Annotated in this window: 21 protein-coding genes, 1 other RNA gene and 1 pseudogene; 2 read left to right on the forward strand and 21 right to left on the reverse strand. The window is 63.1% G+C overall.

Features of this window, described 5'->3' with window-relative positions; genetic code table 11:
• Nucleotides 1-32: 32 nt before the first annotated feature.
• Both ACRHIG_RS29625 and ACRHIG_RS29630 read right to left on the reverse strand, forming a co-directional pair.
• Nucleotides 33-875 (reverse strand): DMT family transporter, encoded by an 843-nt coding sequence (locus ACRHIG_RS29625; RefSeq protein WP_475413928.1) that lies wholly within the window; start codon nt 873-875, stop codon nt 33-35.
• Nucleotides 876-1,025: 150 nt separating this feature from the next.
• Nucleotides 1,026-1,799, reverse strand: coding sequence for a helix-turn-helix transcriptional regulator (locus tag ACRHIG_RS29630; protein WP_489628824.1), 774 nt, complete (start codon nt 1,797-1,799; stop codon nt 1,026-1,028).
• Between the two features lie 104 nt (nt 1,800-1,903).
• Here ACRHIG_RS29630 and ACRHIG_RS29635 point away from each other — a divergent pair, with 104 nt between their 5' ends.
• The gene (locus tag ACRHIG_RS29635; protein WP_489628825.1) at nt 1,904-2,671 is read left to right on the forward strand and encodes a class I SAM-dependent methyltransferase; all 768 of its coding nucleotides are present in this window, start codon (nt 1,904-1,906) and stop codon (nt 2,669-2,671) included.
• A 156-nt stretch (nt 2,672-2,827) separates the two neighbouring features.
• Here ACRHIG_RS29635 and ACRHIG_RS29640 read toward each other — a convergent pair whose 3' ends face one another.
• The 17 genes from ACRHIG_RS29640 to rnpB form a co-directional block, all read right to left on the reverse strand.
• A complete protein-coding gene (locus tag ACRHIG_RS29640; RefSeq protein ID WP_475413898.1) occupies nt 2,828-3,334 on the reverse strand; it encodes a peroxiredoxin in 507 nt (168 codons plus the stop codon).
• A 182-nt stretch (nt 3,335-3,516) separates the two neighbouring features.
• The gene (gene ftsZ / locus ACRHIG_RS29645; protein WP_475413897.1) at nt 3,517-4,725 is read right to left on the reverse strand and encodes a cell division protein FtsZ; all 1,209 of its coding nucleotides are present in this window, start codon (nt 4,723-4,725) and stop codon (nt 3,517-3,519) included.
• Between the two features lie 154 nt (nt 4,726-4,879).
• Nucleotides 4,880-6,112 carry a cell division protein FtsA gene (gene ftsA, locus ACRHIG_RS29650; protein WP_010394955.1) on the reverse strand — a complete coding sequence of 411 codons (1,233 nt, stop codon included), beginning with the start codon at nt 6,110-6,112 and terminating at the stop codon, nt 4,880-4,882.
• 42 nt (nt 6,113-6,154) lie between these two features.
• Nucleotides 6,155-6,967 carry a cell division protein FtsQ/DivIB gene (locus ACRHIG_RS29655; protein ID WP_475413896.1) on the reverse strand — a complete coding sequence of 271 codons (813 nt, stop codon included), beginning with the start codon at nt 6,965-6,967 and terminating at the stop codon, nt 6,155-6,157.
• A 1-nt stretch (nt 6,968) separates the two neighbouring features.
• Nucleotides 6,969-7,937 carry a D-alanine--D-alanine ligase gene (locus ACRHIG_RS29660; RefSeq protein ID WP_489628826.1) on the reverse strand — a complete coding sequence of 323 codons (969 nt, stop codon included), beginning with the start codon at nt 7,935-7,937 and terminating at the stop codon, nt 6,969-6,971.
• Nucleotide 7,938: 1 nt separating this feature from the next.
• On the reverse strand, nt 7,939-9,342 hold the full coding sequence (murC, locus tag ACRHIG_RS29665) for a UDP-N-acetylmuramate--L-alanine ligase (RefSeq protein ID WP_475413894.1): 1,404 nt from the start codon (nt 9,340-9,342) through the stop codon (nt 7,939-7,941).
• Between the two features lie 10 nt (nt 9,343-9,352).
• Entirely contained in the window at nt 9,353-10,447 is a 1,095-nt protein-coding gene (murG, locus tag ACRHIG_RS29670; protein WP_489628827.1) for an undecaprenyldiphospho-muramoylpentapeptide beta-N-acetylglucosaminyltransferase, read from the reverse strand.
• Complete coding sequence (gene ftsW, locus ACRHIG_RS29675) at nt 10,444-11,655, reverse strand: putative lipid II flippase FtsW (protein WP_489628828.1); 1,212 nt, start codon at nt 11,653-11,655, stop codon at nt 10,444-10,446. Before ftsW ends, murG begins: the two co-directional genes overlap by 4 nt.
• Nucleotides 11,655-13,211, reverse strand: a complete 1,557-nt coding sequence (gene murD / locus ACRHIG_RS29680; protein WP_489628829.1) for a UDP-N-acetylmuramoyl-L-alanine--D-glutamate ligase — start codon at nt 13,209-13,211, stop codon at nt 11,655-11,657. The genes ftsW and murD overlap by 1 nt, the downstream gene beginning before the upstream one ends.
• Nucleotides 13,211-14,386, reverse strand: coding sequence for a phospho-N-acetylmuramoyl-pentapeptide-transferase (gene mraY, locus ACRHIG_RS29685; RefSeq protein WP_034748886.1), 1,176 nt, complete (start codon nt 14,384-14,386; stop codon nt 13,211-13,213). The genes murD and mraY overlap by 1 nt, the downstream gene beginning before the upstream one ends.
• A gap of 2 nt (nt 14,387-14,388) precedes the next feature.
• Entirely contained in the window at nt 14,389-15,819 is a 1,431-nt protein-coding gene (locus ACRHIG_RS29690; RefSeq protein WP_489628830.1) for a UDP-N-acetylmuramoyl-tripeptide--D-alanyl-D-alanine ligase, read from the reverse strand.
• Nucleotides 15,819-17,327: a UDP-N-acetylmuramoyl-L-alanyl-D-glutamate--2,6-diaminopimelate ligase gene (locus tag ACRHIG_RS29695; RefSeq protein ID WP_489628831.1), complete on the reverse strand. Its 1,509-nt coding sequence runs from the start codon at nt 17,325-17,327 to the stop codon at nt 15,819-15,821. Before ACRHIG_RS29695 ends, ACRHIG_RS29690 begins: the two co-directional genes overlap by 1 nt.
• A gap of 8 nt (nt 17,328-17,335) precedes the next feature.
• The gene (locus ACRHIG_RS29700) at nt 17,336-19,114 is read right to left on the reverse strand and encodes a peptidoglycan D,D-transpeptidase FtsI family protein (RefSeq protein WP_152254313.1); all 1,779 of its coding nucleotides are present in this window, start codon (nt 19,112-19,114) and stop codon (nt 17,336-17,338) included.
• On the reverse strand, nt 19,114-19,383 hold the full coding sequence (ftsL, locus tag ACRHIG_RS29705; RefSeq protein WP_326458273.1) for a cell division protein FtsL: 270 nt from the start codon (nt 19,381-19,383) through the stop codon (nt 19,114-19,116). Before ftsL ends, ACRHIG_RS29700 begins: the two co-directional genes overlap by 1 nt.
• Nucleotides 19,380-20,357 carry a 16S rRNA (cytosine(1402)-N(4))-methyltransferase RsmH gene (rsmH, locus tag ACRHIG_RS29710; RefSeq protein ID WP_489628832.1) on the reverse strand — a complete coding sequence of 326 codons (978 nt, stop codon included), beginning with the start codon at nt 20,355-20,357 and terminating at the stop codon, nt 19,380-19,382. Before rsmH ends, ftsL begins: the two co-directional genes overlap by 4 nt.
• 9 nt (nt 20,358-20,366) lie before the next feature.
• Nucleotides 20,367-20,795 (reverse strand): division/cell wall cluster transcriptional repressor MraZ, encoded by a 429-nt coding sequence (mraZ, locus tag ACRHIG_RS29715; RefSeq protein WP_034748899.1) that lies wholly within the window; start codon nt 20,793-20,795, stop codon nt 20,367-20,369.
• 661 nt (nt 20,796-21,456) lie between these two features.
• Nucleotides 21,457-21,796: RNase P RNA component class A (gene rnpB / locus ACRHIG_RS29720), an RNA gene on the reverse strand.
• A 198-nt stretch (nt 21,797-21,994) separates the two neighbouring features.
• On the opposite strand from rnpB, the pseudogene ACRHIG_RS29725 reads away from it, so the two are divergent.
• A pseudogene (locus ACRHIG_RS29725) lies at nt 21,995-23,697 on the forward strand (thiamine pyrophosphate-binding protein).
• A 73-nt stretch (nt 23,698-23,770) separates the two neighbouring features.
• On the opposite strand, the gene ACRHIG_RS29730 reads toward ACRHIG_RS29725, so the two are convergent.
• Nucleotides 23,771-24,310 (reverse strand): hypothetical protein, encoded by a 540-nt coding sequence (locus ACRHIG_RS29730; RefSeq protein ID WP_475413886.1) that lies wholly within the window; start codon nt 24,308-24,310, stop codon nt 23,771-23,773.
• 151 nt (nt 24,311-24,461) lie between these two features.
• On the reverse strand, nt 24,462-25,526 hold the full coding sequence (locus tag ACRHIG_RS29735; protein ID WP_475413885.1) for a porin: 1,065 nt from the start codon (nt 25,524-25,526) through the stop codon (nt 24,462-24,464).
• Nucleotides 25,527-25,827: the final 301 nt, after the last annotated feature.

The following is a 25,827-nucleotide window of genomic DNA, read 5'->3' on the forward strand; positions in this document are numbered from 1 at the left end:
ATGGCCCACGCCAGAAATACCACAGCGGCTCATCACGGATGTTCGCTTTCCGCATGCACGGCTTCGCGCCGCACCAGGTAAATGCCGCTGCCGATGATGATGGCCGCGCCGATCAAGGTGTATTCGTCGGGCAAGGCGCGCCACAGCATCCAGTCCAGGGCCATGCCCCAGGCCAGGGCCGAGTATTCGAACGGCGCCACGCTGGACGCTTTGCCAAAACGAAATGCCTCCGTGATGGCCAGCTGCCCCAGAAAGCCGCTCAGCGACAAACCGGCCAGCAGCCACCAGTCTTCGCGGCGGATGCCCACCCATTCATGCGCCGACAGGGCCACGCCGCCGAGGGCCATCATCACCATCAGCCAGAAGACCATGCTTTCGCTGGCATCCGTGCGGCTCAGGATGCGGCCCGTGACGGCAGAAATGGCGTAGCAGGCGGCCGAGCCCAGCACGGCCAGCCCGGCCAGCGAAAAGAAGCCGGTACCGTCGGGGCGCAGCGCCACCAGCACGCCCAAGAGACCCACGACGATGGCGCACCAGCGTGCGACGTCGACTTTTTCCTTCAAGATAAAAACCGACAGCACCGTGATCAGCAAGGGCGCAACGAAGAACAGCGCATACGTCTCGGCCAGCGACATGCGCTTCAAGCCGTAGGCGAACAGGGTAATCATCAGCACGCCCAGCGCGCCGCGCAGCAAGTGCAGGGGCCAGCGCACCTTCAGCACATTCTTGAAGGCGCCACGGTACAGCAGGTACAGGCAAACGAGCGGCAAGGACGACAGGGCGCGCAAGGCCGTCACCTGCATGGGCGGATAATGGGCGGACAACAGCTTCATGGCCGTGTCCATCAGGGAAAACATGGCGACGGCGACCAGCATCACATAGATGCTGCGCAGGTTGGGATTGCGGGATATCAGGACAGACTCCTGGCGAAAGAGCGGGACCGTCATCATGGCGACGGCCGGAGCCAGGACAGCATGGCAAGGCCAAACCATCAACCCGATTATAGCAAGCGCGGCCGTTTTACCTTATGACACAGGCAACAGCATCACCAGCTTCAGCTCATGCTGGCGCGCCAGGTGCAAGGTCACCTGATTGAACTCCAGCAGCCCCTGCTGCGCATGCTGGAAGCGGCGCAAGCCCCCGTCGCGGCCTTGCACCTGCTGCGCGCCCCACCACTGGCGAAATTCAGGGCTGGCGCCGGCCAGCTCCGCGATCAGGCCGGCCAGCGGCGCCTGGTCCGCCTGGCGGCCGATATCGGCGCGAAACTCCGCCACCAGCCGCCGCGCCCGCTCCGGCCAGCCGACGATCAGGTCGCGCGCGCCAGGTTCCAGGAACATGAAGCGCAGCTGGTTCGGCGCGTCCCCGTCGCCATGCAGCCAGCCCGTGAACAAGGCGGACGCCGCTCCGTTCCACGCCACGGCGTTCCATTCGCGGTCGAGGATGTACGCGGGCGCGCCGATGGCGGCGACGATGGCGGCCAGCTCGGCGCTGGCAGGCCCAGCGCCCTCGCCCGTACCGTAACTGGGATCATGCTTGTCGGCCACCTCGAACAGATAGGCGCGCTCGGCCGCGCTCAATTGCAGCACCTGCGCCAGGCGGGCCAGCATCTTCGCCGACGCCGACACGGGCCGCCCCTGCTCCAGCCACGTCAGCCAAGTGGGACTGACGTCACACAATTGCGCCAGTTCCTCGCGCCGCAAACCCGGCGTGCGCCGGCGTCCGCCGCCGGGCAAGCCAGCCATGGCAGGAGTGACGGCTTCGCGCCGGGCGCGGATGAATTCAGCGAGCTTGTTCGACATGGCACAAATGCATGGTAGTAGATATACCAGTATAAGTTATGGTCTTGTTACAGGATAATTTTATCCCTATTCTGCAGGAACTCACCCATCCACAGGAGAAAACCATGCAGCAGCACGATGTCGTTACCGAACAGTTTGGCAAGACGGCCCATGCCTACCTGAGCAGCGCGGTGCACGCGCAAGGCGCCGACCTGGTGCTGATGCAGGAATGCGCGCGCCGCCACGGCCAGCCGGCCGTGCTGGACCTGGGCTGCGGCGCCGGCCACGCCAGCTTCGCCGTCGCTCCCGTGGCGGCATCCGTCGTCGCCTACGACCTGGCGCAGCCCATGCTCGACGTCGTCGACCACGCCAGGGCGCAGCGCGGCTTGCACAATATCCGCACGCAACAGGGCGACGTGGCGCGCCTGCCGTTTGCCGACGCCAGCTTCGACATGGTCGTCACGCGCTTTTCCGCGCACCACTGGAACGACGTGGCGGGCGCCCTGGCCGAAGCGTGGCGCGTGCTGCGCCCGAACGGCACCTTGCTGGTGGTCGACATCGTCGCGCCCAAGACGGCCCTGTACGACAGTACCTTGCAGGCGGTGGAAATGCTGCGCGACGCCTCGCACGTGCGCGACTACCGCACCTGCGAATGGGGCGCCAAGTTCGACAACGCGGGCTTTACGCACAGCTTGCACAGCGTGTGGAAACTGACGATGCAGTTCGACGAGTGGGTGGCGCGCATGCGCACGCCGAACGAGCGCGTGGCGGCCATCCGCAACCTGTTCGATGGCGCGCCCGAGGAAGCGCGCAAGTATTTCGCGCTGCAGGACGATTATTCGTTCAGCATCGATGCGGCCATGTTCGAGGCGAAGAAACCACCGGTACAATAGAAAAACGGCGCCAATGGCGCCGTTTTTATTGCGTAGGTTGGATTAGCGCGCAGCGCGTAATCCAACAATGCCAGAGCAAACGTGATGCGCACGCCGCACGTCGGCTTACGCTGCGCTAAGCCGACCTACGCCGACCTGCGCCGACCTGCGATCTGCTTAAGCCAGCTGGCCCAGCAAGGTTTCGGCGTTCGACACTTCAAACTTGCCGCCCTGCTCGACGTTCAATTGCGTCACGACGCCATTGTCGACCAGCATCGAGTAGCGCTGCGAGCGCGTGCCCATGCCATGCTTGGAAAAATCGGCGTCCAGGCCCAGTGCCTTGCTGTAGGCGGCGTTGCCGTCAGCCATCATGCGCACCACGCCGGTGGCTTTCTGGTCGCGGCCCCAGGCACCCATCACGAACGCGTCGTTGACGGAGATGCACCAGATTTCATCGACGCCCGCAGCTTTCAGGTCGGCGGCGTGCTTGACGTAGCCTGGCACGTGCTGTGCGGAGCAGGTCGGGGTGTAGGCGCCTGGCAGGCCGAAGATGGCGATCTTCTTGCCCTTGACCAGGTCTTGCACGTTGAACGTGTTCGGACCCAGTGCGCAACCTTCGGTTTCGCTTTCGATGAATTCGGCCAGGGTGCCTTCTGGCAGGGTGTCGCCGATCTTGATGGTCATGTTGACTCCTTGTGTGCTGTCGGTTGAGGATGCTGCCGGCGTGATGCCGACACTGCGCGATAGTATGCCTGACTTGCCGTATTTGTGCAGAAAGTGGGCGGAAAGGCAAAGCCAAAAGTCAAAAAACGGCAAAAAAACGGCGACCCTCAGGCCGCCGTCATCGCTACTGACATCAGATCACCTTAATCTGCTTGCTTGCGCAGGAACGCTGGAATGTCGTAGGTCTCCATGCCATTCTTTTCCATCGCGCGCACTTGCTCCGAAGCCGATTCGCGGCGCCATACGGCTGGTGCCTTCATGCCGTCGAAACCGGCTGCCGGCGTGGCCACGCCAACCGTCGTCGCCGCCGCTTGCGCGCTACCCATGGCAGCCGACGGGGTCAGCGGGCTGTTGTGGGTGCCGGTACGCAGCACTTGCTGCGGTACCAGCTGGATGTTTTTCTTGGCGCGCCCCAGGCCCGTGGCCACCACGGTGACGCGGATGTCGTCGCCCATGGCGTCGTCGTAGGCGATACCTTGCGCGATCGACGCGTCCGGCGCGGCAAACGCGCGCACGGCGGCCATGACTTCCTTGATCTCCTTACCTTTCAAGCCACGGCTGGCCGTGACGTTGACCAGCACGCCGCGCGCGCCGGAAAGATCAATACCGTCCAGCAGCGGCGAAGCGACAGCCTGTTCGGCGGCGATGCGCGCGCGGTCGACGCCGGAAGCCGTCGCCGTGCCCATCATGGCCTTGCCCTGCTCGCCCATGATGGTTTTCACGTCGTTGAAGTCGACGTTGATATGGCCAGGCACGTTGATGATCTCGGCAATGCCGGCCACCGCGTTGTTGAGCACATCATCGGCGTGCTGCATCCATTCCAGCATGCTTTCGTCTTCGTAGATCTCTTCCAGTTTTTCATTGAGGATGATGATCAGCGAATCGACGTGCAGGGACAGCTGCTCCAGGCCTTCGTCGGCGATGTCCATGCACTTCTGGCCTTCGTACGAGAATGGCTTGGAGACCACGGCCACCGTCAGCGCGCCCAGTTCCTTGGCCACTTCGGCCACGATAGGAGCGGCGCCCGTGCCCGTGCCGCCGCCCATGCCGGCGGCGATGAAGACCATGTGCGCGCCGCGCAGCGAATCGGCGATGCGCGTGCGCGATTCTTCCGCCAGCTGGCGGCCGACGGCAGGCTTCATGCCGGCGCCCAGACCCGTATCGCCGATCTGGATGATGTTGTGGGCCTTCGATGTCGACAGGGCCTGTGCGTCGGTGTTGGCGGCAATGAACTCCACGCCCGACATGCCTTTGTTGATCATGTGTTGGACTGCATTGCCACCCGCACCGCCGACGCCGACGACCTTGATGACGGTACCTAAAGCTGTGTTATCGACCATATCGAACTCCATGATGTGCTCCTATCAGATGCGGTTTCCAAGCGCCAGGCCTCATATTGGTAGGAGAACTGGAGATTGAAAACTGCGGTTAAATATAAAATAAAGTTATGTGTGTGTACCTGCGATGCTGCCAAAAAACCTGACCTGCCGGGCCTGAAATACGCCCTTAAAAATTCCCTAAAAACCATTCCTTCATGCGCTGCCAGACTGCCTTCACCGAGCCGTCCTGACGCGTCACGATGTGGCCGCGCAGGTATTGCTTCTTCGCTTCCAGCAGCAGGCCCAGTACCGTGGCATAGCGCGGACTGCGCACCACGTCGGCCAGCTGGCCCCGATACTCGGGCGTGCCCAGGCGCGCCGGTTTCAGGAAGATGTCTTCCGCCATTTCCACCATGCCGGGCATGATGGAGGTGCCGCCCGTGAGCACGATGCCCGACGACAGCACGCCTTCGTAGCCGGATTCGCGCACCACCTGGTGCACCATCGCGAACAGCTCCTCGACCCTCGGCTCAATCACTGCCGCCAGCGCCTGGCGCGACAGGTTGCGCGGGCCGCGGTCGCCCAGGCCCGGCACTTCCAGCGATTCGCCGGGATCGGCCAGGACCTGCTTGGCCACGCCATAGCGGATCTTGATTTCTTCCGCTTCCGCGGTCGGGGTACGCAAGGCCATGGCGATGTCGTTGGTGATCTGGTCGCCGGCGATGGGAATGACGGCCGTATGGCGGATCGCGCCATCGGAGAATACCGCCACATCGGTCGTGCCGCCGCCGATGTCGATCAGCACCACGCCCAGTTCCTTCTCGTCGGGCGTGAGCACCGCATCGGCCGAGGCCATCGGCTGCAGGATCAGGTCCGACACTTCCAGGCCGCAGCGGCGCACGCACTTGACGATGTTCTGCACCGCCGACACGGCGCCGGTGACGATATGCACCTTCACCTCCAGGCGGATGCCGCTCATGCCGATAGGCTCGCGCACATCTTCCTGGCTGTCGACGATGAACTCCTGCGGCACCGTGTGCAGCAATTGCTGATCGGTCGGAATGTTAACCGCTTTTGCCGTCTCGATGACGCGCGCCACGTCGGTCGCCGTCACTTCCTTGTCCTTGATGGCCACCATGCCGCTGGAATTGAAGCTGCGGATATGGCTGCCCGCAATGCCCGCGTAAACATTGCGGATCTTGCAATCGGCCATCAGCTCGGCCTCTTCCAGCGCGCGCTGGATGGACTCCACCGTGGCCTCGATATTGACCACCACGCCTTTTTTCAGGCCCTTCGATTCGTGCTGGCCCAGCCCGATCACTTCGTGGCGCCCGTCGGACATCACTTCGGCTACGACCGCCACCACTTTCGAGGTGCCGATGTCGAGGCCGACGATCAGGTTTTTCGCGTCTTTTGTCATTTCTGTCGCCTACTGTATGGGCTATAAATTAAGATTATTGGGTTAAGTCGGTTTTTTAATCGGACTACTGTTTTTCTTCTTCATCACTGGCTTGCCATCCTTGCCTTCGGCCGGTATCACCAGGCCGGCGGAACTGAGCGCCAGGCCATTCTGGTAGCGCATATCGATCGTGTCGATATTCTCCAGCCGGCTCGCCAGCTGCGGGTAGATGCCCACCAGCCGGTCCACCCGCGCCTTCAGGGTCGTATGATTCTGCTCGCGCCCCAGCGCCACGCTCATGCCGTTATCCAGTTTCACCGTCCACGCATAGCGGCTCGACAGCGACAGCGATTCAGGCACCATCTTCAGCGGCGCAAACCACTTTGCCAGCTGCACATAGGTGGCCAGTACTTCCTTTTCGCTGCCATCGGGGCCGGCAAACGCAGGCAATTCATGGTCGTCTTCGGCTTCGGCCACATTGGCCGTAAACACGTCGCCCTTGACCGACAGCAGGCGTCCATCCTCGCCCCAGGTGCCCAGTGCCTCATGTTCTTCCAGCGCCACGATCAGCTGGTTCGGCCACTCGCGCCGCACGCTGGCGCGGCGTACCCAGGGCACCGATTCGAACACGCCGCGCACGCTTTCCAGGTTGGTCGTGAAGAAATTGCCCTTGATGCGGCCCAGGGTGCCGCTGCGCAGGGTCAGGTAATTCACATGGCGCAGGCCCTTGTCGTCCGCGCTTTCCACCTTGATCGTGCGCAGGTCGAACATGGGACGCTGCGACACCCACCAGACGCCGGCGGCCACGCACACGACCAGCACCGCGGCCAGCAAGCCGTTGGCAGTCGTATTGAGGCTTTTAGCGTCATGCCACATATCAGCGCTGTCCCTTGTGCATTTTCAGGCTTGCGCCGGCAACGATTTCCAGGCACAGGTCTTCATAGCTGGTGCCTTCCGCGCGCGCCGCCATCGGCACGAGCGAGTGACCGGTCATGCCTGGCGAGGTATTCACTTCCAGCAAAAACAGCTTGCTGTCGGCCGCGCGCATCAGCACATCGACCCGTCCCCAGCCTTCGCAGCCGAGAGCGCGGTATGCCGCCAGGGCGATGCGTTCCATCTCGGCGATGATCGCCGGGTCCAGCTGCGGCGGGCAAAAATACTGCGTATCGTCCGTGAAGTACTTGTTCTGGTAATCGTAATTGCCTTGCGGCGCGACGATTTCAATCGGCGGCAGCGCGCGCGCCGCGGCGCCCTTGCCCAGGATCGCGACGGTGAACTCGCGGCCCTTGATGAATTCCTCGGCCAGCACCGAATCATCGAGACCGGCGGCGATGTCGTAGGCTGCCTGGAAGGCCGACGCTTCGTTGACCGTCGTGATGCCGATGCTCGAACCCTCATGCGGCGGCTTGACGATCAGCGGCAAGCCCAGTTGCGCGGCCACCTTGGCCAGGTCGGAGCTGTCGTCCAGCACCGCGTACTTCGGCGTCGGCAGCTCGTGCATCAGCCAGATCATCTTGGTATAGACCTTGTCCATGCCGACCGAGCAGGCCATCACGCCGCTGCCCGTGTACGGGATGCCCAGCTGCTCCAGCGCGCCCTGCAGGCTGCCGTCTTCGCCGAAGCGGCCGTGCAGCGCGATGAAGACGCGGTCAAACTTCTCAGCGGCCAGTTCGGCCAGGCTGCGTTCGCCCGTGTCGAAGCCATGCGCATCCACGCCATGGCTTTTCAACGCGGCCAGCACGCCCGCGCCGGACATCAGCGACACTTCGCGCTCGGCCGAACGGCCGCCGAACAGGACGCCGACCTTGCCCAATTGTTTTACGTCGATAGCTGAAGCTTGGTTCACGTCAGGCCTTTACAGTGTTGGATGGATACGTTGTCAGTTGTTGCGGAATGCCGCTGATGGAGCCCGCGCCCATGGTCAGCACGACGTCGCCGTCGCGCGCCACGCTCATGATGGTGTCGGCCATGTCCGTCATGGACTCGACGAAGATCGGTTCGATCTTGCCGCGTGCGCGCAGCGCATGCGCCAGGGCGCGGCCATCGGCGGCGACGATAGGCGCTTCGCCCGCCGCATACACTTCAGACAGCAGCAGCACGTCGGGTGCGCCCAGCACCTTGACGAAATCCTCGAACAGGTCGCGCGTGCGGCTGTAGCGGTGCGGCTGGAAAGCCAGCACCAGGCGGCGGCCCGGATAGGCGGCGCGCGCGGCGGCCAGGGTCACTTCCGTTTCCACCGGATGGTGGCCGAAATCGTCGACCAGCGCGAAGCTGCCGCCGTTCGGCAGCGCCACGTCGCCATAGCGGGTAAAGCGGCGGCCCACGCCGGAAAACTCCGCCAGGCCCTGCTGCGTGGCGCTGTCGGCGATGCCGATTTCGCGCGCGATGGCGATCGCCGAGCAGGCATTCTGCACATTGTGCATGCCGGGCTGGTTCAGCACCACATCCAGGTCCGGATAACCTTCCTGCAGCACGGTGAAGTGCATTTCCAGACCCACGGCGCGCGCGTTGATGGCGCGTACCTGCGCGTCTTCCGCGAAACCGTAGGTGGTGACGGGCTTGGTGACGGACGGGATGATGGCGCGCACGTGCGGATCGTCGATGCACAGCATGGCGCGGCCATAGAACGGCAAGCGGTGCGTGAACTGCACGAAGGCCTGCTTGAGCTTTTCGAAATCGTGCTCGTAGGTGTCCATGTGATCGGCGTCGATATTCGTGATCACTTCGATCATCGGCGTCAGGTTCAGGAACGAGGCGTCCGATTCATCGGCTTCGGCCACCAGATAGTCGCCCGAGCCCAGCTTGGCGTTCGCGCCGGCGCTGGTCAGGCGTCCGCCGATGACGAAAGTCGGATCGAGGCCGCCCTGCGCCAGCACGGAAGCGACCAGGCTGGTGGTCGTCGTCTTGCCGTGCGTGCCGGCGATGGCGATGCCGCGTTTCAGGCGCATCAACTCGCCCAGCATCACGGCGCGCGGCACCAGCGGTATCTTGCGCGCGCGCGCGGCCGCCACTTCGGGATTGTCTTGCGGGACGGCGCCCGACGTCACCACCGCATCGGCGTCGCCGATGTTCTCGGCCGCGTGGCCGAGCATGACGGTTGCGCCCAGGCTCGCCAGGCGCTGCGTCGCCGCATTGCTGCCCAGGTCGGAGCCCGACACCTTGTAGCCGAGGTTGACCAGCACTTCGGCGATGCCGCTCATGCCGCTGCCGCCAATGCCGACAAAGTGGATATTGTTTACTTTATGCTTCACAGAGCTAACCTCATGCCAGTTTTTCCAATACGTGTGCGATCGCCTCATTGGCGTCGCGCTTGCCTGCTGCCAGTGCCGCCTGCGCCATCTGCTGGCAGGTATCGCGCGTCAAGGACGCCAGCAGGGTGCTCAGCGACGCCGCACTCATTTCCGTCTGCGGCAGATGAATCGCCGCGCCTTGTTTTGCCATCCATTGCGCGTTGTCGCGCTGGTGGCTGGTGGTCGACGCCACCAGCGGCACGAGCACGCTGGCCACGCCGGCCGCCGTCAATTCCGACAGGGTGATCGCGCCCGCGCGGCAGATCACCAGGTCGGCTTCGGTATACGCCCGGGCCATGTCGTCGATGAAGTCGACCACGTTTGCTTGCACGCCCGCCTGCGCATACGCGGCATGCAGGGCGTCGATATTCTTCTTGCCCGACTGGTGCGTCACCAGCGGGCGTTCGCCCTGCGGCATCAGCGCCAGCGCGGCGGGCAGATTATCGTTCAGCGCTTTCGCGCCCAGGCTGCCGCCCACCACCAGGATGCGCAGCGGTCCGCTGCGGCCCGCGAAGCGCGCGGCCGGCGGCGCCATCGCGAGTATCTCGGCGCGCACGGGATTACCCGTGACGACGGCCTTGCCGGCGGCACTGCCGAAATCGGCGGGGAAACCAAAGCACACCTGCTGCGCCAGCGGCACCAGGGTCTTGTTCGACAACAGCAGCGCCGCGTCGGCATTCACCAGCACCAGCGGCACGCCCTTCAGGCGCGCCATCAGGCCGCCCGGCACGGTGACGTAGCCGCCCATGCCCATCACCACGTCCGGCTTGCGGCTGGCGATGAAACGGCGAATGGCAAAGAAGCTGGCCAGCATCCTGAAGCCGCCTTTGACCGTGTGCGCCAGGCCCTTGCCGCGCATGCCCGAGAACGCGATGGCGTCCATGGGAATGCCGCTTTTCGGCACCAGTTCCTGCTCCATGCCGTGGGTTGTGCCCAGCCAGCTCACTTCCCAGCCGCGCGCGCGCATCGTCTGCGCAATCGCCAGGCCCGGGAAGATATGGCCGCCGGTGCCGGCCGCCATGATCATCAGTCTTTTCGTCGTTTTCAAGTTCGTCACGTTGTTCATAGCCGGCCTCCGCGCATCAGGATCCGGTTTTCGTAATCGATGCGCAGCAAAATCGCCAGGCCGATACAGTTAATCAGTACGCCCGTGCCGCCATAACTCATCAAGGGCAAGGTCAGGCCCTTGGTCGGCAGCAGGCCCAGGTTCACGCCCATGTTGATGAAGGTCTGCACGCCGATCCAGATGGCGATGCCCTTCGCCGTCAGGCCGGCAAAGGTCTGGTCGATGGCGATCGCCTGGCGGCCGATGTCGAAGGCGCGCTTGATAATCCAGTAGAACATGCCGATCACGACCAGCACGCCCACCAGGCCCAGTTCCTCGCCGATCACGGCCAGCAAAAAGTCCGTATGCGCTTCGGGCAGGTAATGCAGTTTTTCCACGCTGCCGCCCAGTCCCACGCCAAACAGTTCGCCGCGCCCGAAGGCGATCAGCGAGTGCGTCAGCTGGTAGGCCTTGTTCAGCGCATTGTCTTCCTGCCACGGATCGAGATACGCGAAAAACCGCTCGCGGCGGAATTTCGACAGAGCGATGATGGTGACGAAGATCGCCGTCAGCATGGCGCCGATGCCGCCGAACCAGATGGCGTTGACGCCGCCCAAAAACAGGATGCCCATGGCGATGCAGACGATCACGCCGAAGGCGCCCAAGTCGGGTTCCATCAGCAGCAGCAAGCCGACGAAGCTGACGGCCAGCGCCATCGGCATGAAGCCCTTGGTCAGCTTGTGCATGTATTCCTGCTTGCGCACCGTGTAGTCGGCCGCGTACAGCACCATCACCACCTTCATCAGTTCGGACGGCTGCGGCCGCAGGCCCGGCAGGTTCAGCCAGCGGCGGCCGCCGTTGACGGACACGCCCAGACCCGGTATCAGGACCATCACCAGCAGCACCAGGGTACCGATGAACAGCCACGGCGCGATCTTTTGCCAGGTGGCGACGGGGATACGGAACACCAGTGCGCCGACGATGATTGACACGCCGATGAACAGCGCCTGGCGCACGACGAAATAATTGTTCGTATAGGCGGCGAACTTGCGCGCATCCGACAGCGAGATCGACGCCGAATACACCATCACCATGCCCAGCAACATGAGCAGCAGGACCACCCACACCAGCGGCTTGTCATAGTCCATCATCTTCGACTGCCGCGCGCGGCTGTCCAGCGGCTTGGCAGCCGAGCCGGAACCAAAGCTGAAGGGCAGTTGGAAGGCCATCAGATATCCTGTCCGTTTTCCAGGGCGATGTCGCGCACGGCGTCGACAAACACCTGCGCGCGGTGCGCATAGTTCTTGAACATGTCCAGGCTCGCGCACGCGGGCGACAGCAGCACGGCATCGCCGGCCAGCGCCAGGCCGCTGGCGCGCTTGACGGCTTCCGGCAAGGTGGCGCAGTCGATGATGTCCACGCCGGCCGGCTCGAGCGCCGCGCGCAAGGCAGGCGCGTCGCGCCCGATCAGCACCACGGCGCGCACATAGCGCGAGACCGGTTCGGCCAGCGGCGAGAAATCCTGCCCCTTGCCGTCGCCGCCGGCGATCAGCACCAGGCGCTGTTCCGCGCCGCCGAAGGCCTTGCCTAGGCCGGCCAAGGCGGCCACTGTCGCGCCCACGTTGGTGCCCTTGCTGTCGTCGTAGTATTCAACTTCAGCCACGGCCGTGATCAGCTCCACGCGGTGCGGCTCGCCCTGGTATTCGCGCAAGCCGTGCAGCAGCGGCGCAAATGGCAGGCCGATGGCGCGGCACAGGGCCAGCGCCGCCAGCGCATTCGAGGCGTTATGCTGGCCGCGGATTTTCAGCGCGTCGGCCGGCATCAGTTTCTTGGCCATCGTCGGCACCGGTTCCGGCGCCGGATCGTTCTTCCTGCGTTTTTTCTCGATCACTTCTTCGCTGGGCACGGCTTGCGCCAGCCAGAAGATGCCGCGTTCATTGACCAGGCCAAAGCTGTCCACTTCCGCCGGCTCGCCCGTGCCGAAGGTGATCGTCTCGGCCAGCGGATCGGCCATGCGCATGACGGCCGCATCGTCGCGGTTCAGGATGCGCACCGTCTGGTCGCCGAAGATGCGCGCCTTGTCGGCAGCGTAGGCCGCCATGTCGCCATGCCAGTCCAGGTGGTCCTGCGACAGATTCAGGACCGTGGCCGCATCGGCCTGCAGGCTGAACGTCGTGTGCAGCTGGAAGCTGGACAATTCAAGTATCCACGCTTGCGGCAAGGTACCGGCGACGGGTTCCGCCGCTTCAGCGTCCGCATCCACCGGCTGCGGCGCGGGTTCGGCATCGAGCACTTCGCGCAGCACGTCCAGCACGGCCGGGCTGATATTGCCGGCCACGCGCGTGATCAATCCGGCGCGCTCGCACAGCAGGCCCACCAGGCTGGTGACGGTCGTCTTGCCATTCGTGCCCGTGATGGCGATGACTTTCGGCGCATAGCCGCGTTCCGCCTTGAGCGCCGCCAGTGCCTGCGCGAACAGTTCGATCTCGCCCCACACGGGGATGTTTTTCTCAACAGCGGCTGGAGCGATCTGTACCAGTTCGCGGCCCGGCGCCAGGCCGGGGCTGACGGCGACGAAGTCGACGCCATCGAGCAGCTCGGCCGTGAAGGCGCCGGCGATGAACTGCGCCTGCGGCACGGCGGCCTGCAGCGCGGCCAGGCGCTCGGGCACCTCGCGCGTATCGGCCACGCGCACGCAAGCACCGCTGCGGGCCAGCCACAGGGCCATCGCCAGCCCCGATTCGCCGAGGCCCAGTACCAGTGCGGTTTTAGCGTCGTACATCATCAGCGCAGCTTCAAGGTGGTCAGGCCGAGCAGCACCAGCATCATGGTGATGATCCAGAAACGCACGACCACCTGCGTCTCCTTCCAGCCTTTTTGTTCAAAATGGTGATGCAATGGCGCCATCAGGAAGACGCGGCGGCCAGCGCCATAGCGCTTCTTGGTGTACTTGAACCAGACGACCTGGATGATCACGGACAGCGTTTCGACGACGAAGATGCCGCCCATGATGAACAGGACGATTTCCTGGCGCACGATGACGGCGATGGTGCCCAGTGCGCCGCCCAGCGCCAGCGCGCCCACGTCGCCCATGAAAACCTTGGCGGGGTGCGTGTTATACCAGAGGAAGGCCAGGCCGGAACCAGCCAGCGCGCCGCAGAAGATCACCAGTTCGCCGGCGCCCGGAATGTGCGGGATGAACAGGTAGCGCGCATACGTGGCGTTACCCGTCAGGTAGGCGAACAGCCCCAGGGCCGTGCCCACCATCACGGTCGGCATGATGGCCAGGCCATCGAGACCGTCCGTGAAGTTGACGGCGTTGCTGGTGCCGACGATGACGCAATAGGTCAGCGCGATGAAGCCCCACACGCCCAGCGGATAGCTGATGGTCTTGAAGAACGGCACGATCAGATCGGCCTTCGGCGGCAGGTCCATGGCGAAGCCGGACTGCACCCAGGCGTAGATCAGGTTCCACACGTGGCCCGCGTCAGGTTCCGACACGGAGACGGAAAACGCCAGGTAAAACGCGGCGACGATGCCGATCAGCGACTGCCAGAAGTATTTTTCGCGCGAGCGCATGCCTTCCGGATCCTGGTGTACCACCTTGCGGTAATCGTCGGCCCAGCCGACGGCGCCAAAGCCCAGGGTGACGATCAGGACCGGCCAGATGAAGCGGTTCGACAGGTCGGCCCACAGCAAGGTGGAAATGCCGATGGCGATGAGGATCAGCACACCGCCCATGGTCGGCGTGCCGTGTTTTTTCAGATGCGTTTGCGGGCCGTCCGTACGCACGGCCTGGCCGACCTTCATGCGCGTGAGCATGCGGATCACGGCGGGGCCGGCGCACAGGCCGATCAAAATCGCCGTCAGGGTGGCGAAGACGGCGCGGAAAGTGATGAAGTTAAAGACCCGCAATGGGCCAATGTCGTCCTGGAAATAATGAGCGAGCCAGAGCAGCATGATTAGTGAGCTTCCTTGTTATTGTTGTTTGAACCAATCAAATGCTGCACGGCCCGTTCCATCTTCATGAAGCGGGAGCCCTTGATTAATACTGTTGCATCCGAACGGCCGGACAAATGCGCATCGAGCGCCGCCAGCAAACCGTCGAACTGTTCGAAATACTCCACGACCGTGCCCGATTCCTGGCTGGCGGCTGCCTGCGCCGCACTCACCAGATGGCGCGCCAGGCCGCCCGTCGCCAGCACGTGTTCGATGCCTTTGGCGGCGGCGTAGGCGCCGATCTCTTCGTGGAACTGCTGCCCCTGCGTGCCGACTTCGCCCATCTCGCCCAGCACCAGGATGCGTGGTGCCGCGGCCTGCGCCAGTACATCGATGGCCGCGCGCGCCGAATCCGGATTGGCGTTATACGTGTCGTCGATGATGGTGGCGCCGTTGGCGGCACGTTTTTTCTGCAGGCGGCCGTTCACGGGCGCGAACGCCTCCAGGCCCTGCTTGATATGTTCGATGGCGATGCCGGCGCCCACGGCGCATGCCGCCGCAGCCAGCGCATTGCGCACATTGTGTTCGCCCGCCGCCTGCAGGCCGACGAAAAACTGGCGCAAGGCGCCGTCCTGCGCGCGCACGCTGACGAACATGTCGCTGCCAAAATCCTCGGCGGCGCGGTGCGTGCAGCTGACGTCCGCCTCTTTTGACAGCCCGAAGGTGATAACGGCGCGCGCGCCGGCCAGCTCCTGCCACAGGGGTGTGAATTCATCGCCATACGGGAAGACTGCCACGCCGTCGTCGGCCAATGCCGCCAGCGCGGCGCCGTTTTCGCGCGCCACCGCTTCGACCGTATGCATGAATTCCTGGTGCTCGCGCTGCGCGTTGTTGACCATCGCCAGGGTCGGCGCGGCAATCGCGGCCAGGCGCGCAATTTCGCCAGGATGGTTCATGCCCATCTCGATGACGGCCGCCTTGTGCTGCTCGCTCAGACGGAACAGGGTCAATGGCACGCCAATTTCATTATTCAGGTTACCGCGCGTGGCCAGGCGCGCTTCTTCGCCGAAGGCCGCCGTCAGGATCGATGAAATCATCTCCTTGACGGTGGTCTTGCCATTGCTGCCGGTAACACCGATGACGGGCATATTGAAACGGCCGCGCCAGTGGTTGGCGATGCGGCCCAGCGCGGCCAGGGTATCGGGCACCACGATGGCCGCTACCTTGCCGCTGTCCCAGCCTTCGGGCAAGCGCTCGACCACCACGGCGGCGACGCCGCTGGCGGCCACCTGCTCGAGGAAGTCATGGGCGTCGAAACTCTCGCCGCGCAGGGCGACGAACAGCGAACCGGCCTGGGCGCTGCGGCTGTCGGTGGAGACACCGTCAAAAACGGCGTCGCCAATCAGCTGCGCGCCGCCCAGCGACGGCATCAGTTCTGTCAGGGTGCCGCGCATCAGTTCGTCCTCATCATGGTCAGGCGCGCGGACAGGGCCAGCTGCGCATGGTCGGCGTCGGAGAACGGCATTTTCTTGCCCTTGATTTCCTGGTACGGCTCATGGCCCTTGCCCGCCAACAGGATCACGTCCGGCTTGGCGGCGTGCTTGATGGCCGACAGGATGGCGGCGGCGCGGTCTTCAATGGCCTGCGGCTGCGGACCGTCTGCGCGCATGCCGGCGACGATCTGCGCGATGATGGCGTGCGGATCTTCGCTGCGCGGATTGTCGCTGGTGACGAGCACGTGATCGGCCAGCTGCGCGATGGCACCCATCTGCGGGCGCTTGCCCGGATCGCGGTCACCGCCGCAGCCGAACACGCACCACAGCTGGCCACCCCGCTCCTGCGCCACCTGGCGCAGGGCGGCCAGGGTCTTTTCCAGCGCGTCCGGCGTATGCGCGTAATCGATGACGACCATCGGCGCTTCCTGGCCGCCCACCTGCTGCATGCGGCCCGGGGCCGGCTGCAAGGATTCGATGCCGTCGATGGCGGCGCGCAGGCCGGTGCCGTGCGCCAGCAAGGCGCCCAGCACGGCCAGCGCGTTGCTGATGTTGAAGTGGCCCACCAGCTGCGTCTTGACCAGCGCCACGCCCAGCGCGCATTCCAGGTGGAAGTCGGTGCCGGCATTACGGCTGCGGAACTGGCTGGCGCGCAGCATCAGCACGCCAGGCAGGTCGGGCAAGGCGGCAGCATCCTGCAGGGTATAGCCGATGACGGGATATTCGCCGGCCAGCTTGCCGTCCACGTGCGCCGCCAGACGCAGGCCCATCGGGTCGTCCAGGTTGATGACAGCCGTTTTCAGGCCGGGCCAGTCGAACAGCTTGACCTTGGCCGCCTCGTAGGCCGCCATGTCGCCATGGTAGTCGAGATGGTCGCGCGTCAGATTGGTAAACATGGCGACGTCGAAGTGCATGCCGGCCGCGCGTTCCTGGTCCAGGCCGATCGACGACACTTCGATGGCGACGGCCTTGGCGCCAGCATCGCGCATGGCGGCCAGTTTGCGCGCCAGCAGCACGGCGTCCGGCGTGGTGTAGCCGGTGACGTCGAATTCGATGGCGCCGCGCGGCTTGCACAGGCCCACGCCCAGAGTCCCGATGACGGACGATGGCTCGCCCAGGCGCGCCAGGGCTTGCGCCAGCCAGAGCGCGCACGATGTCTTGCCATTCGTGCCCGTCACGCCGGCGCTGAACATGGCGCGATCGGGCATGTCGTAGAAAGCATGCGCCACGGGGCCGGCCAGGCGTTTCAGGTCGCTGACCAGCAGGTGCGGCACGCTCCATGCGGCGTTCCATTCCACGGCGTCATGCACGATGGCGGCGGCGCCCTGCCCGATGGCGGCGGCGATGAAATCGGTGGCGCCCGCATAGGCGAAAAACACGTCGCCGCGCTGCACGCGGCGCGAATCGGACGTCAGCTGCCCGGACGGGGCAGCCGCTTTGATCCACAAACTGATGTCTTGTATGGTCATGAGTGACTTCACATGGCCTCCGGGCCGGCATTGGCCGGGACCACGATTTCGGTAACGGAGGAATCTGGCGGTACGTTCATCGCGCGCAGCGCGTTGGTCGCAATCGCCGCGAAAGCGGGAGCGGCGACCTGGCCGCCGTAGTGGGCCGGGCCGGTCGGTTCATCGATCATCACCGCAATGATGAAGCGCGGCGCCGACATCGGCACCATGCCCACGAAAGAGCCGATGTATTTGCGCGGCATCGCGTAGCGGCCGTTTTCCACCTTATAGGCGGTACCCGTCTTGCCGCCCACGCGGTAGCCGGCGACCTGGGCGCGCTTGGCCGAGCCGTGCGCGCCGGAGACCACCAGTTCGAGCATGGCGCGCATTTCGGCGGCCGTCTTCGGCTTGATCACCTGCTGGCCCACGGGCAGTTCATTGACCTTCTGGAACGACAGGGGAATCGTGTCGCCGTCGCGCGCGAACATCATATAAGAGCGCGCCAGCTGGATCAGCGACACGGAAATGCCGTTACCGTAGCTCATGGTCGCCTGCTCCACCGGGCGCCACGATTTATACGGACGCACGCGGCCGGCCACGGCGCCGGGGAAGCCCCATTTCGGCTGCTGGCCAAAGCCCACCTTGGTAAACATTTCCCACATTTCCTGCGACGGCATGCCCAGCGCGATCTTCGAGGTGCCGATGTTCGACGACATCTCGATGATTTCGGAGACATTGATCACGCCGTGCGGCTTGGTGTCGGTGATCGTGCGGTCGGCGATGGTGTAGCGGCCCGGGCCCGTGTCGATCAAGGTGGTCGGCTTGACGCGGCCCGTGTCGAGCGCCAGCGAGACCGTGATCGGTTTCAGGGTCGAACCGGGTTCGAAGGTATCGGTCATGACGCGGTTGCGCAGCTGCTGGCCGGTGAGCTTGCGGCGGTCGTTCGGGTCGTAGCTGGGGTAATTGGCCAGGGCCAGCACTTCGCCCGTGTGCACGTCGAGCACCACGGCGCCGCCGGCCTTGGCATTGAATTTCTCCACCGCTTCCTTCAGCTGCGTGAAGGCGATGTACTGGATCTTGCTGTCGACGGACAGGGTCAGGTCCTTGCCGTCATGCGGTTCGTGGATGAAGCCGATGTCTTCGACGATGTGGCCCAGGCGGTCCTTGATCACGCGGCGGCTGCCGGTGGTGCCGACGAGGGTTTTCTGCTGCGCCAGCTCCATGCTTTCCTGGCCCACGTCTTCCACGTTGGTAAAGCCCACCACGTGGGTCATCACTTCACCCTGTGGGTAGAAGCGCTTGTACTCCTTGCGCTCGTCGATGCCGTCGATGCCCAGCTTGGAAATCTTGTCGGCCACGTCCATCTCGACCTGGCGTTTCAGGTAAACGAAGCTGCGGTCCGAATCGAGCTTCTTGCGCAATTCGTTGACGTTCATTTCCAGCAGGCCGGCCAGCGCATTGATTTTCTCGGGAGACGCCTGCAGCACGTCGTCGGGAATGGCCCAGATGGCTTTCACGGGGACGGACGAAGCGAGCACCTGGCCGTTACGGTCGGTGATCTTGCCGCGCGTGGCGGGCAATTCCAGCGTGCGTTCATAGCGCGCCTTGCCCTGCTTTTGCAGAAACTGCGTCGACACGCCCTGCAGCCACAGGGCGCGTGCGCCCAGGCCGGCGAAAGCGAAGAACAGCAGGAACAGCACGACGCGCGAACGCCAGACGGGCAGACGCACCGCCAGTACGGGGTTCTTCGAGAATGGCACGCCTTTCGATGCCGCCACCCGGCCGTTGCTATTGCCGCCCAACTTCATTATTCGCCCTCCGTCAGGTATTGCGTACGCGCCGCCGTCAGCGGCGTCATGCTCAGGTCGCGCCGCGCGATCGATTCGATGCGTTCATGCTTGCCCAAAGTGGACTGGTCCAGCTGCAGTTGCGCCCAGTCGATGTCGAGCTGGCGCGACAGCGCTTGCGCGCGTTCCAGGTCGATCAGCAGGTGGCGCGACTGGTACTGCGCGTTCACCAGCGACAGCCCGCAGCACACCAGCAGGGCCGACAGCAGGACACACAGCTTGCCAGTCATCGGGCGCCGCCGTTTGCAGGGGCGGCCAGCGGCAGGCGCTGCGCCACGCGCATCACGGCCGAACGCGAACGGGGATTGCCCTCGACCTCGGCGTCGGACGGCTTCATCTTCGAAATCAGCTTCATTTCCGGCTGCGGCAAGTCCACCGCGCGGATCGGCAGGCGGCGGTCAGGCTGCTCCACGTTCGCCTTCGAGGCGAAGAAGCGCTTGACCATGCGGTCTTCCAGCGAATGAAAACTGATCACGGCCATGCGCGCGCCGGGCGCCAGGCAGGCATATGCCTGGTTCAGACCGATCTCGAGATCCTCGAGCTCTTTGTTAATGAAAATGCGGATTGCCTGAAAGGTGCGGGTAGCGGGGTCCTTACCCTTCTCGCGGGTCTTGACGGCGCCTGCCACGATGCCGGCAAGCTGTCGTGTGCTTGAAATTGGCTGGACTGCCCGGCCAGCAACAATCGCCTTTGCAATCTGAAAAGCAAACCGTTCTTCCCCATAATCGCGTATCACTTTCTCTAAATTCTGCTCGGTTTCCACCGCCAGCCACTCGGCCGCGGAAATGCCGCGCGTGGTATCCATGCGCATGTCCAGCGGTCCGTCGTTACGGAAGCTGAAACCGCGCGCCGCGTCGTCGACCTGCGGCGACGAGATGCCCAGGTCGAGCAGGATGCCGTCCACCTGCCGCACGCCGCGTTCGGCCAGACTGGCCGTCATGGTGGCAAAGCTGTCATGGACGATTTCAAAACGGGGGTCGCCGATCTGTTCGGCCGTGGCGATGGCTTGCAAGTCCTTGTCGAAGCCGATCAGGCGCGCGTCATCGGCCAGGCGCGACAGGATCAGGCGGCTATGCCCGCCGCGGCCAAACGTGCCGTCGACGTAAATGCCGTGCGCGCGGTCGCCCGTCAGGTCGAGCGCATCGACCGCCTCATCGAGCAGCACCGTGCGATGCTGAAATTCCGGCACCGTGAGTTGTGTCATTACGGAGCCTTAGAAAGAAAAATTGGAAAGTACATCGGGGGTGCCGGCATCGATCGCCTGCTGTTCTTTGTCGGCCAACTTGGCGGCATCCCATATTTCAAAGTGGCTGCCCATGCCGATCATCATGACTTCGCGCGCCAGTCCGACGGCGTTGCGCAATTCGGGCGAGATCAGCACGCGGCCCGCCGAGTCCAGCTCGACGTCGACGGCGTTGCCGAGGAAGATGCGCTGCCAGGCGCGCGCCGACATGGGCCAGGCGGCGATTTGCTGGCGGTGGCTTTCCCACACGGGACGGGGGAAAAACAGCAGGCAGCCATCGGGGTGTTTGGTCAGGGTCAAACGGCCTTCGCATTGGATCGCCAGCGCGTCACGGTGCTTGGCAGGGATAGACATCCTGCCTTTGGCATCGAGATTGATTGCGGACGCGCCTTGAAACACGGAAGACCTTTTTGAGCTTGGGTTGCGACGCTTGCGCATCGCGATGAAAAGGGAAAATTTCCCACAAAAACACACTTTTTCACACAGTTGCCCACTTTAGAGGAAGCAAAGATAGTGGTCAAGCGGTTTCCGATTGGCAAAACAGGAATTTTATTAATGAAATTAAGGACTTAGCGCATATCGTTGAAGGAGTCTCAAATAAAAATATATCGATAAATTAGATACTTATGAAAGATAGTGAATGTGCTACCTCATCTGCACACATGTGTTTTCCTACCGTAAACATCGAAAAAAACGAAATCGAAAAATTGAATTTTTTACAGTTAGTTGACACATGACAATACTTTCGTCATCCAGGCACAACGGTAGCCAGCCGCAGCGAAAGACTTGGTTTAAAGCAAAAAATAATCGCCCATGGCGCGTACCGGCCCTGTTTTCCGGGCCTGGCCTGATACGGGAAAACTATTTTTGCAATGCAGCAATTAATTGAAAACCGGAAACTTTAACCAATTGTCCATCTTTAGTTGTATATACAACTTTATCTCAAGCACTATATTTTTAGAAACAAAAAAAGCCCCGTTGCGGGGGCTTTTGGCGCGGCGTGCAGCGTGAAAACCGCTGCGGCCGAGACGCTCCCTGGCGAGCCAGGGAGCAGGAATTCAAGTGAAGCAGGCCGGTAGGCCGGATTTTGTTACGGCGCCTTCCCTTGCAGGTCGGCGCTATGACAGTCATTCCTCTAGGCGCCAGATTACTCGGGCGCTCAAGCTTTCTACCCGCACGCTCCGCGAGCAGCATCATCGCGTGCCTATTTGAAATTGCACCAGGTGGAGGTTACCGCGTTTCACCGTAACTTAATACGCTCGTCTCTGTGGCCCTATTCCTCGCCTTATACCTTGCGGCTTTCAGCGGACGGCCGTTAACCGTCACCCCGCTCTATGGAGTCCGGACCTTCCTCCCGCCAGCGCATTGCTGCGCCGGCCAGCGACTGTCTGGCCTGCTTCACCCGCCATTGTACCGCGCCGCAGCATGTTTCTGCAAAAGCGCGGCGTGGCCGTCGAGGGATTGTGTAATTCGGTGTCGCCATTTCAAAAGCCGGGCCAAATCGGCTCACATAGAATGGGGCAAGCTGCTTGCATGCAAGCGCATGCGCACCGCTTGCCCCATTTCTTTGCCACCCACTAGAATATAAAGAGCCGAACATGACGCAACAATCCCGTACCGGCGGCCAGATCCTGGTCGATGCCCTGCAGATCCACGGTGTCGACACCGCTTTTGGCGTGCCTGGCGAAAGCTACCTCGATGTGCTCGACGCCCTGCACGACTCGGGCATCCGCTTCATCATCAACCGCCAGGAAGGCGGCGCCGCCTTCATGGCCGAAGCCTACGGCAAGCTGACGGGCAAGCCGGGCATCTGCTTCGTCACGCGGGGACCGGGCGCCACCAACGCCTCGATCGGCGTGCACACGGCCTACCAGGACTCCACGCCGATGATCCTGTTCATCGGCCAGGTGGGCAATGATTTCATCGACCGCGAAGCGTTCCAGAAATCGACTACCGCCGCATGTATGGCCAGATGGCCAAGTGGGTGGCGCAGATCGACCGCGCCGAGCGCATCCCCGAATACCTGGCGCGCGCCTTCCAGGTCGCCACCAGCGGGCGCCCCGGCCCCGTCGTGCTGGCATTGCCGGAAGACATGCTCATTTCCATGGCGACTGTCGCCGACACGCGCGCCTACCAAGCCGTGCAGGCAGCGCCATCGGATGCCCAGCTGCAGCAGCTGCGCGCCATGCTGGCGACGGCGAAGCAGCCGCTGGTCTTGCTCGGGGGCACCACCTGGACACCGCAAGCATGCGCCGACCTGCAGCAGTTCGCGGAAAGCAATCACCTGCCCGTCGCCTGCGCCTTCCGCTTCCAGGACTTGCTCGACAATGCACACCCGAACTACATCGGCGACGTCGGCATCGGCATCAACCCGAAACTGGCCGCGCGCGTGAAAAATGCCGACCTGGTCATCGCCATCGGCCCGCGCCTGGGCGAAATGACGACGGGCGGCTACACCCTGTTCGAGTCGCCCGTGCCGCGCCAGCGCCTGGTGCACATCCATACGGATGCCGAGGAACTGGGCAGCGTCTACCAGGCCGAGCTGATGATCAACAGCGGCATGCCGCAGGTGTGCGCCATGCTGGCCACGATGGCCCCCGTCGATGCTTCCGCATGGAAACATACGCCGGCCGAAGCCAAAGCCGAGCTGGCCGCCTACCAGGAGCGCCCGCCCATCTTCCAGGATGGCCAGGCGCCGCTGGATCTGTGGCAAGTCACGCAAGAGATCATGGCGCAGGCCCCCGCTGACACCATCCTGACGAACGGCGCCGGCAATTACGCCTCGTGGGCGCACCGTTTTTATCGCTACGGCGGCATGCGCACGCAACTGGCGCCGACGAATGGCGCCATGGGCTACGGCGTGCCGTCGGGCGTGGCGGCGAAGATCGTGCATCCGGAGCGCACCGTGATCACGTTCGCCGGTGATGGCGAATACATGATGAATGGCCAGGAACTGGCCACGGCCGTGCAATACCAGGCGGGCGTCGTCATCATCATCTTCAATAACCAGATGTTCGGCACCATCCGCATGCACCAGGAGCGCGACTACCCGGGCCGCGTGTCGGGCACGACCCTGCACAACCCGGATTTCGCGGCGCTGGCGCAGGCATACGGCGCGCATGGCGCAGTGGTGAATACGACGGAAGAGTTCGCCCCTGCCCTGCAGCGGGCGCTGGCGCACGCCAGGGCGCACAACTTGCCGGCCCTGATCGAGCTGCGCTATGACGGCAACCTGATCACGCCGAACGCGACACTCGCCACCATCCGTGCGAATGCGGAAAAGGCGCAGGCGGCCCAATAGGCCTCTTGCCTAGCGAGAAATAACAAAGGCCCGGTCGATACCGGGCCTTTTTCATGTGCAAGTCACAACCGCGTCAGGCGGCGGGCGCCTCGGCGCTGTCCTGCGCTGGCGCCTGCGCCGGCGCTTCCGGCATCGGCGGGCATGGCGTGCAGTTTTTCAGCGGACGGCCGAAATCGCGCACGCGGCTCAGTTTCATCGGCATGCGCACGTTGCCGCCGCAGTAATCGCCTTCCAGGGTCAGGGTCTGGCCATCTTTGGAAAACTTGCCGACGATGGTGCGCTCTTCGCTGTCGGCGCCGGCGATGGTGAAGTCGAAGGCCCCCGTGGCGGCGTCCAGGTTGACGTCGCTGGCCACGATGGGCCAGCTCAGGGCGCCGGCCGTGAATTCATAGATGACGGAATCGGCTTCGGCAAAACGGTGCAGGGTGACGCGCTGGCCGCCGATTTCACCGCTATCCTTCTGCAGGCACAGGTCGGAGTAGACGGCCACGCCGTAGCGCTCCAGTCCGGCCGCCTTCTTGCCCTTGACGGCAGCGACAGCGGCGCCCGTGGCGCCAGCGAGCAGCAGCGCGGCCAGCATGGCGGCCAGGCGCGGCGAGGTGAATGGATACATGGCATTCCTTTACTTGAGTAACGGCGCCATTATAACTGGCGCCGCCCATGCAAAAACGCGCCGCCAGGACTAGCCTGGAGACGCGTTTCCTTGCCTATCAGCATCCCCGAAGGGATGCCGGCAGCGGTACTAAGCTTCGCTTGCGCGAATATTAGAACGAGTGACGAACGCCAACGTTGAAGGCTTTGTCGCCCGTACCAACATTGCTGTTGTTACCAACGGTGTAGCCAGCGTTGTTTTTGTTCTTGATTTTAGCGTACGAAGCGTAGGTGCTGGTGCGCTTCGACAGAGCGTACGAGTAGCCCAGTGCCCATTGATCAGCGTCAGCATTGGCGTTGGTTTTGTCGTTCGTGCGGATGAACGAAGCCATTACGGTGCCAGCTGGGCCAACAGGTACGGTTGCGCCGACCAGGATGTTGTTGCTGTCGGTGCTGTAGCCAGCCGAAGTGTAGTTAAACGCGTTCACATTGCCGTTGTTGCGGATGGCGCTGTTGTTGCCTTTGTTCACGCCATAAGCGACGTAAGCTTTTGCAACTGCGAAGTCGTAGTTAGCTGCAGCCAGGTAGTTACGGCCGCTGCCGGTTTCGGTCAGCGCGGTGTCGTTGCTGGTGTTGTTGTAAGCGATACGAGCGTTCAGAGGACCGTTCGAGTAGCCAGCCGACGCGCCGATTTTGCGGCCGATTTTGTTCGACTCAGCGTTTTCGCCGAAGGTGTAAGCCACGTCAGCGTCAAAGCCGTTGAAGTTTGGCGAGGTGTACAGCACGGTGTTGCTGGTGCGGGTGTTCGCTGGGAACAAGTTTTTAGCGGAACCAGCGTAGCCAGCTGCGAATGGATCAGCAACTTTCGACAGGGTGTTGTACCAAGGGGTGTATTGACGACCCAGGGTCAGGGTACCGGTCGTTTTGCTGCTCAGACCAACGTAAGCTTGACGATTGAACAAGGTACCTGCAACGTCTTGTTGACCGTTGTCAACGCCGAAGCCCGATTCCAGAACGAACAGAGCCGACAGGCCGCTGCCCAGATCTTCGGTGCCTTTGAAGCCGATACGGGAAGCCGAAGCAATGCCGCTGTCCAGTTTGTTAACGTTGCCGTTAACACCGCCGCGCTCGCTGACGAAACCAGCGTCAACGGTACCGTAGATAACAACGCTCGATTGAGCTTGGGCTACGCCAGTGGCTGCTGCCAGAACTGCCAGGGTGATCAGAGTTTTTTTCATTGCGATTTCCTTTAATTTTTGAAGCAAAAAGTAATACAGCCTATGCATCTCGAGCTGCGCTCTAACAGAGCGCTTTTTATGAGTGAGGGCAAGGTCTCCACCTGCCACATTGCTGTTCCGGTCAGGGGAACATTCATATCGGTATCGGCACGCTATTGCACCGATAAGCTTGAAGGCTGCATAACGACCGTCATTCGTGCGCCGGTTCGGTGCTCAAAGGGCACCGGAAGCGGCACTATAACGACCGTTTCACATTCCATCAAGTTCCAACATGTTACTTCCGGTACCAGGCCGGGGGCTT

It is taken from the genome of Janthinobacterium sp. C22, assembly GCF_057919405.1.

Bases quoted from the DNA above. Each gene is read 5' to 3' on its own strand.
- ACRHIG_RS29695 (WP_489628831.1), bottom strand. From the start codon at position 17,327: ATGACCATACAAGACATCAGTTTGTGGATCAAAGCGGCTGCCCCGTCC.
- ftsA (WP_010394955.1), bottom strand. From the start codon at position 6,112: ATGACAAAAGACGCGAAAAACCTGATCGTCGGCCTCGACATCGGCACC.
- ACRHIG_RS29735 (WP_475413885.1), bottom strand. From the start codon at position 25,526: ATGAAAAAAACTCTGATCACCCTGGCAGTTCTGGCAGCAGCCACTGGC.
- ftsW (WP_489628828.1), bottom strand. From the start codon at position 11,655: ATGGCCTTCCAACTGCCCTTCAGCTTTGGTTCCGGCTCGGCTGCCAAG.
- rsmH (WP_489628832.1), bottom strand. From the start codon at position 20,357: ATGACACAACTCACGGTGCCGGAATTTCAGCATCGCACGGTGCTGCTC.
- ACRHIG_RS29635 (WP_489628825.1), top strand. From the start codon at position 1,904: ATGCAGCAGCACGATGTCGTTACCGAACAGTTTGGCAAGACGGCCCAT.
- ACRHIG_RS29690 (WP_489628830.1), bottom strand. From the start codon at position 15,819: ATGCGCGGCACCCTGACAGAACTGATGCCGTCGCTGGGCGGCGCGCAG.
- ACRHIG_RS29700 (WP_152254313.1), bottom strand. From the start codon at position 19,114: ATGAAGTTGGGCGGCAATAGCAACGGCCGGGTGGCGGCATCGAAAGGC.
- ACRHIG_RS29630 (WP_489628824.1), bottom strand. From the start codon at position 1,799: ATGTCGAACAAGCTCGCTGAATTCATCCGCGCCCGGCGCGAAGCCGTC.
- murD (WP_489628829.1), bottom strand. From the start codon at position 13,211: ATGATGTACGACGCTAAAACCGCACTGGTACTGGGCCTCGGCGAATCG.
- ACRHIG_RS29655 (WP_475413896.1), bottom strand. From the start codon at position 6,967: ATGTGGCATGACGCTAAAAGCCTCAATACGACTGCCAACGGCTTGCTG.
- ACRHIG_RS29625 (WP_475413928.1), bottom strand. From the start codon at position 875: ATGCTGGTCGCCGTCGCCATGTTTTCCCTGATGGACACGGCCATGAAG.
- ACRHIG_RS29640 (WP_475413898.1), bottom strand. From the start codon at position 3,334: ATGACCATCAAGATCGGCGACACCCTGCCAGAAGGCACCCTGGCCGAA.
- murG (WP_489628827.1), bottom strand. From the start codon at position 10,447: ATGAACAACGTGACGAACTTGAAAACGACGAAAAGACTGATGATCATG.
- ACRHIG_RS29730 (WP_475413886.1), bottom strand. From the start codon at position 24,310: ATGTATCCATTCACCTCGCCGCGCCTGGCCGCCATGCTGGCCGCGCTG.
- ftsZ (WP_475413897.1), bottom strand. From the start codon at position 4,725: ATGGAGTTCGATATGGTCGATAACACAGCTTTAGGTACCGTCATCAAG.
- mraY (WP_034748886.1), bottom strand. From the start codon at position 14,386: ATGCTGCTCTGGCTCGCTCATTATTTCCAGGACGACATTGGCCCATTG.
- ftsL (WP_326458273.1), bottom strand. From the start codon at position 19,383: ATGACTGGCAAGCTGTGTGTCCTGCTGTCGGCCCTGCTGGTGTGCTGC.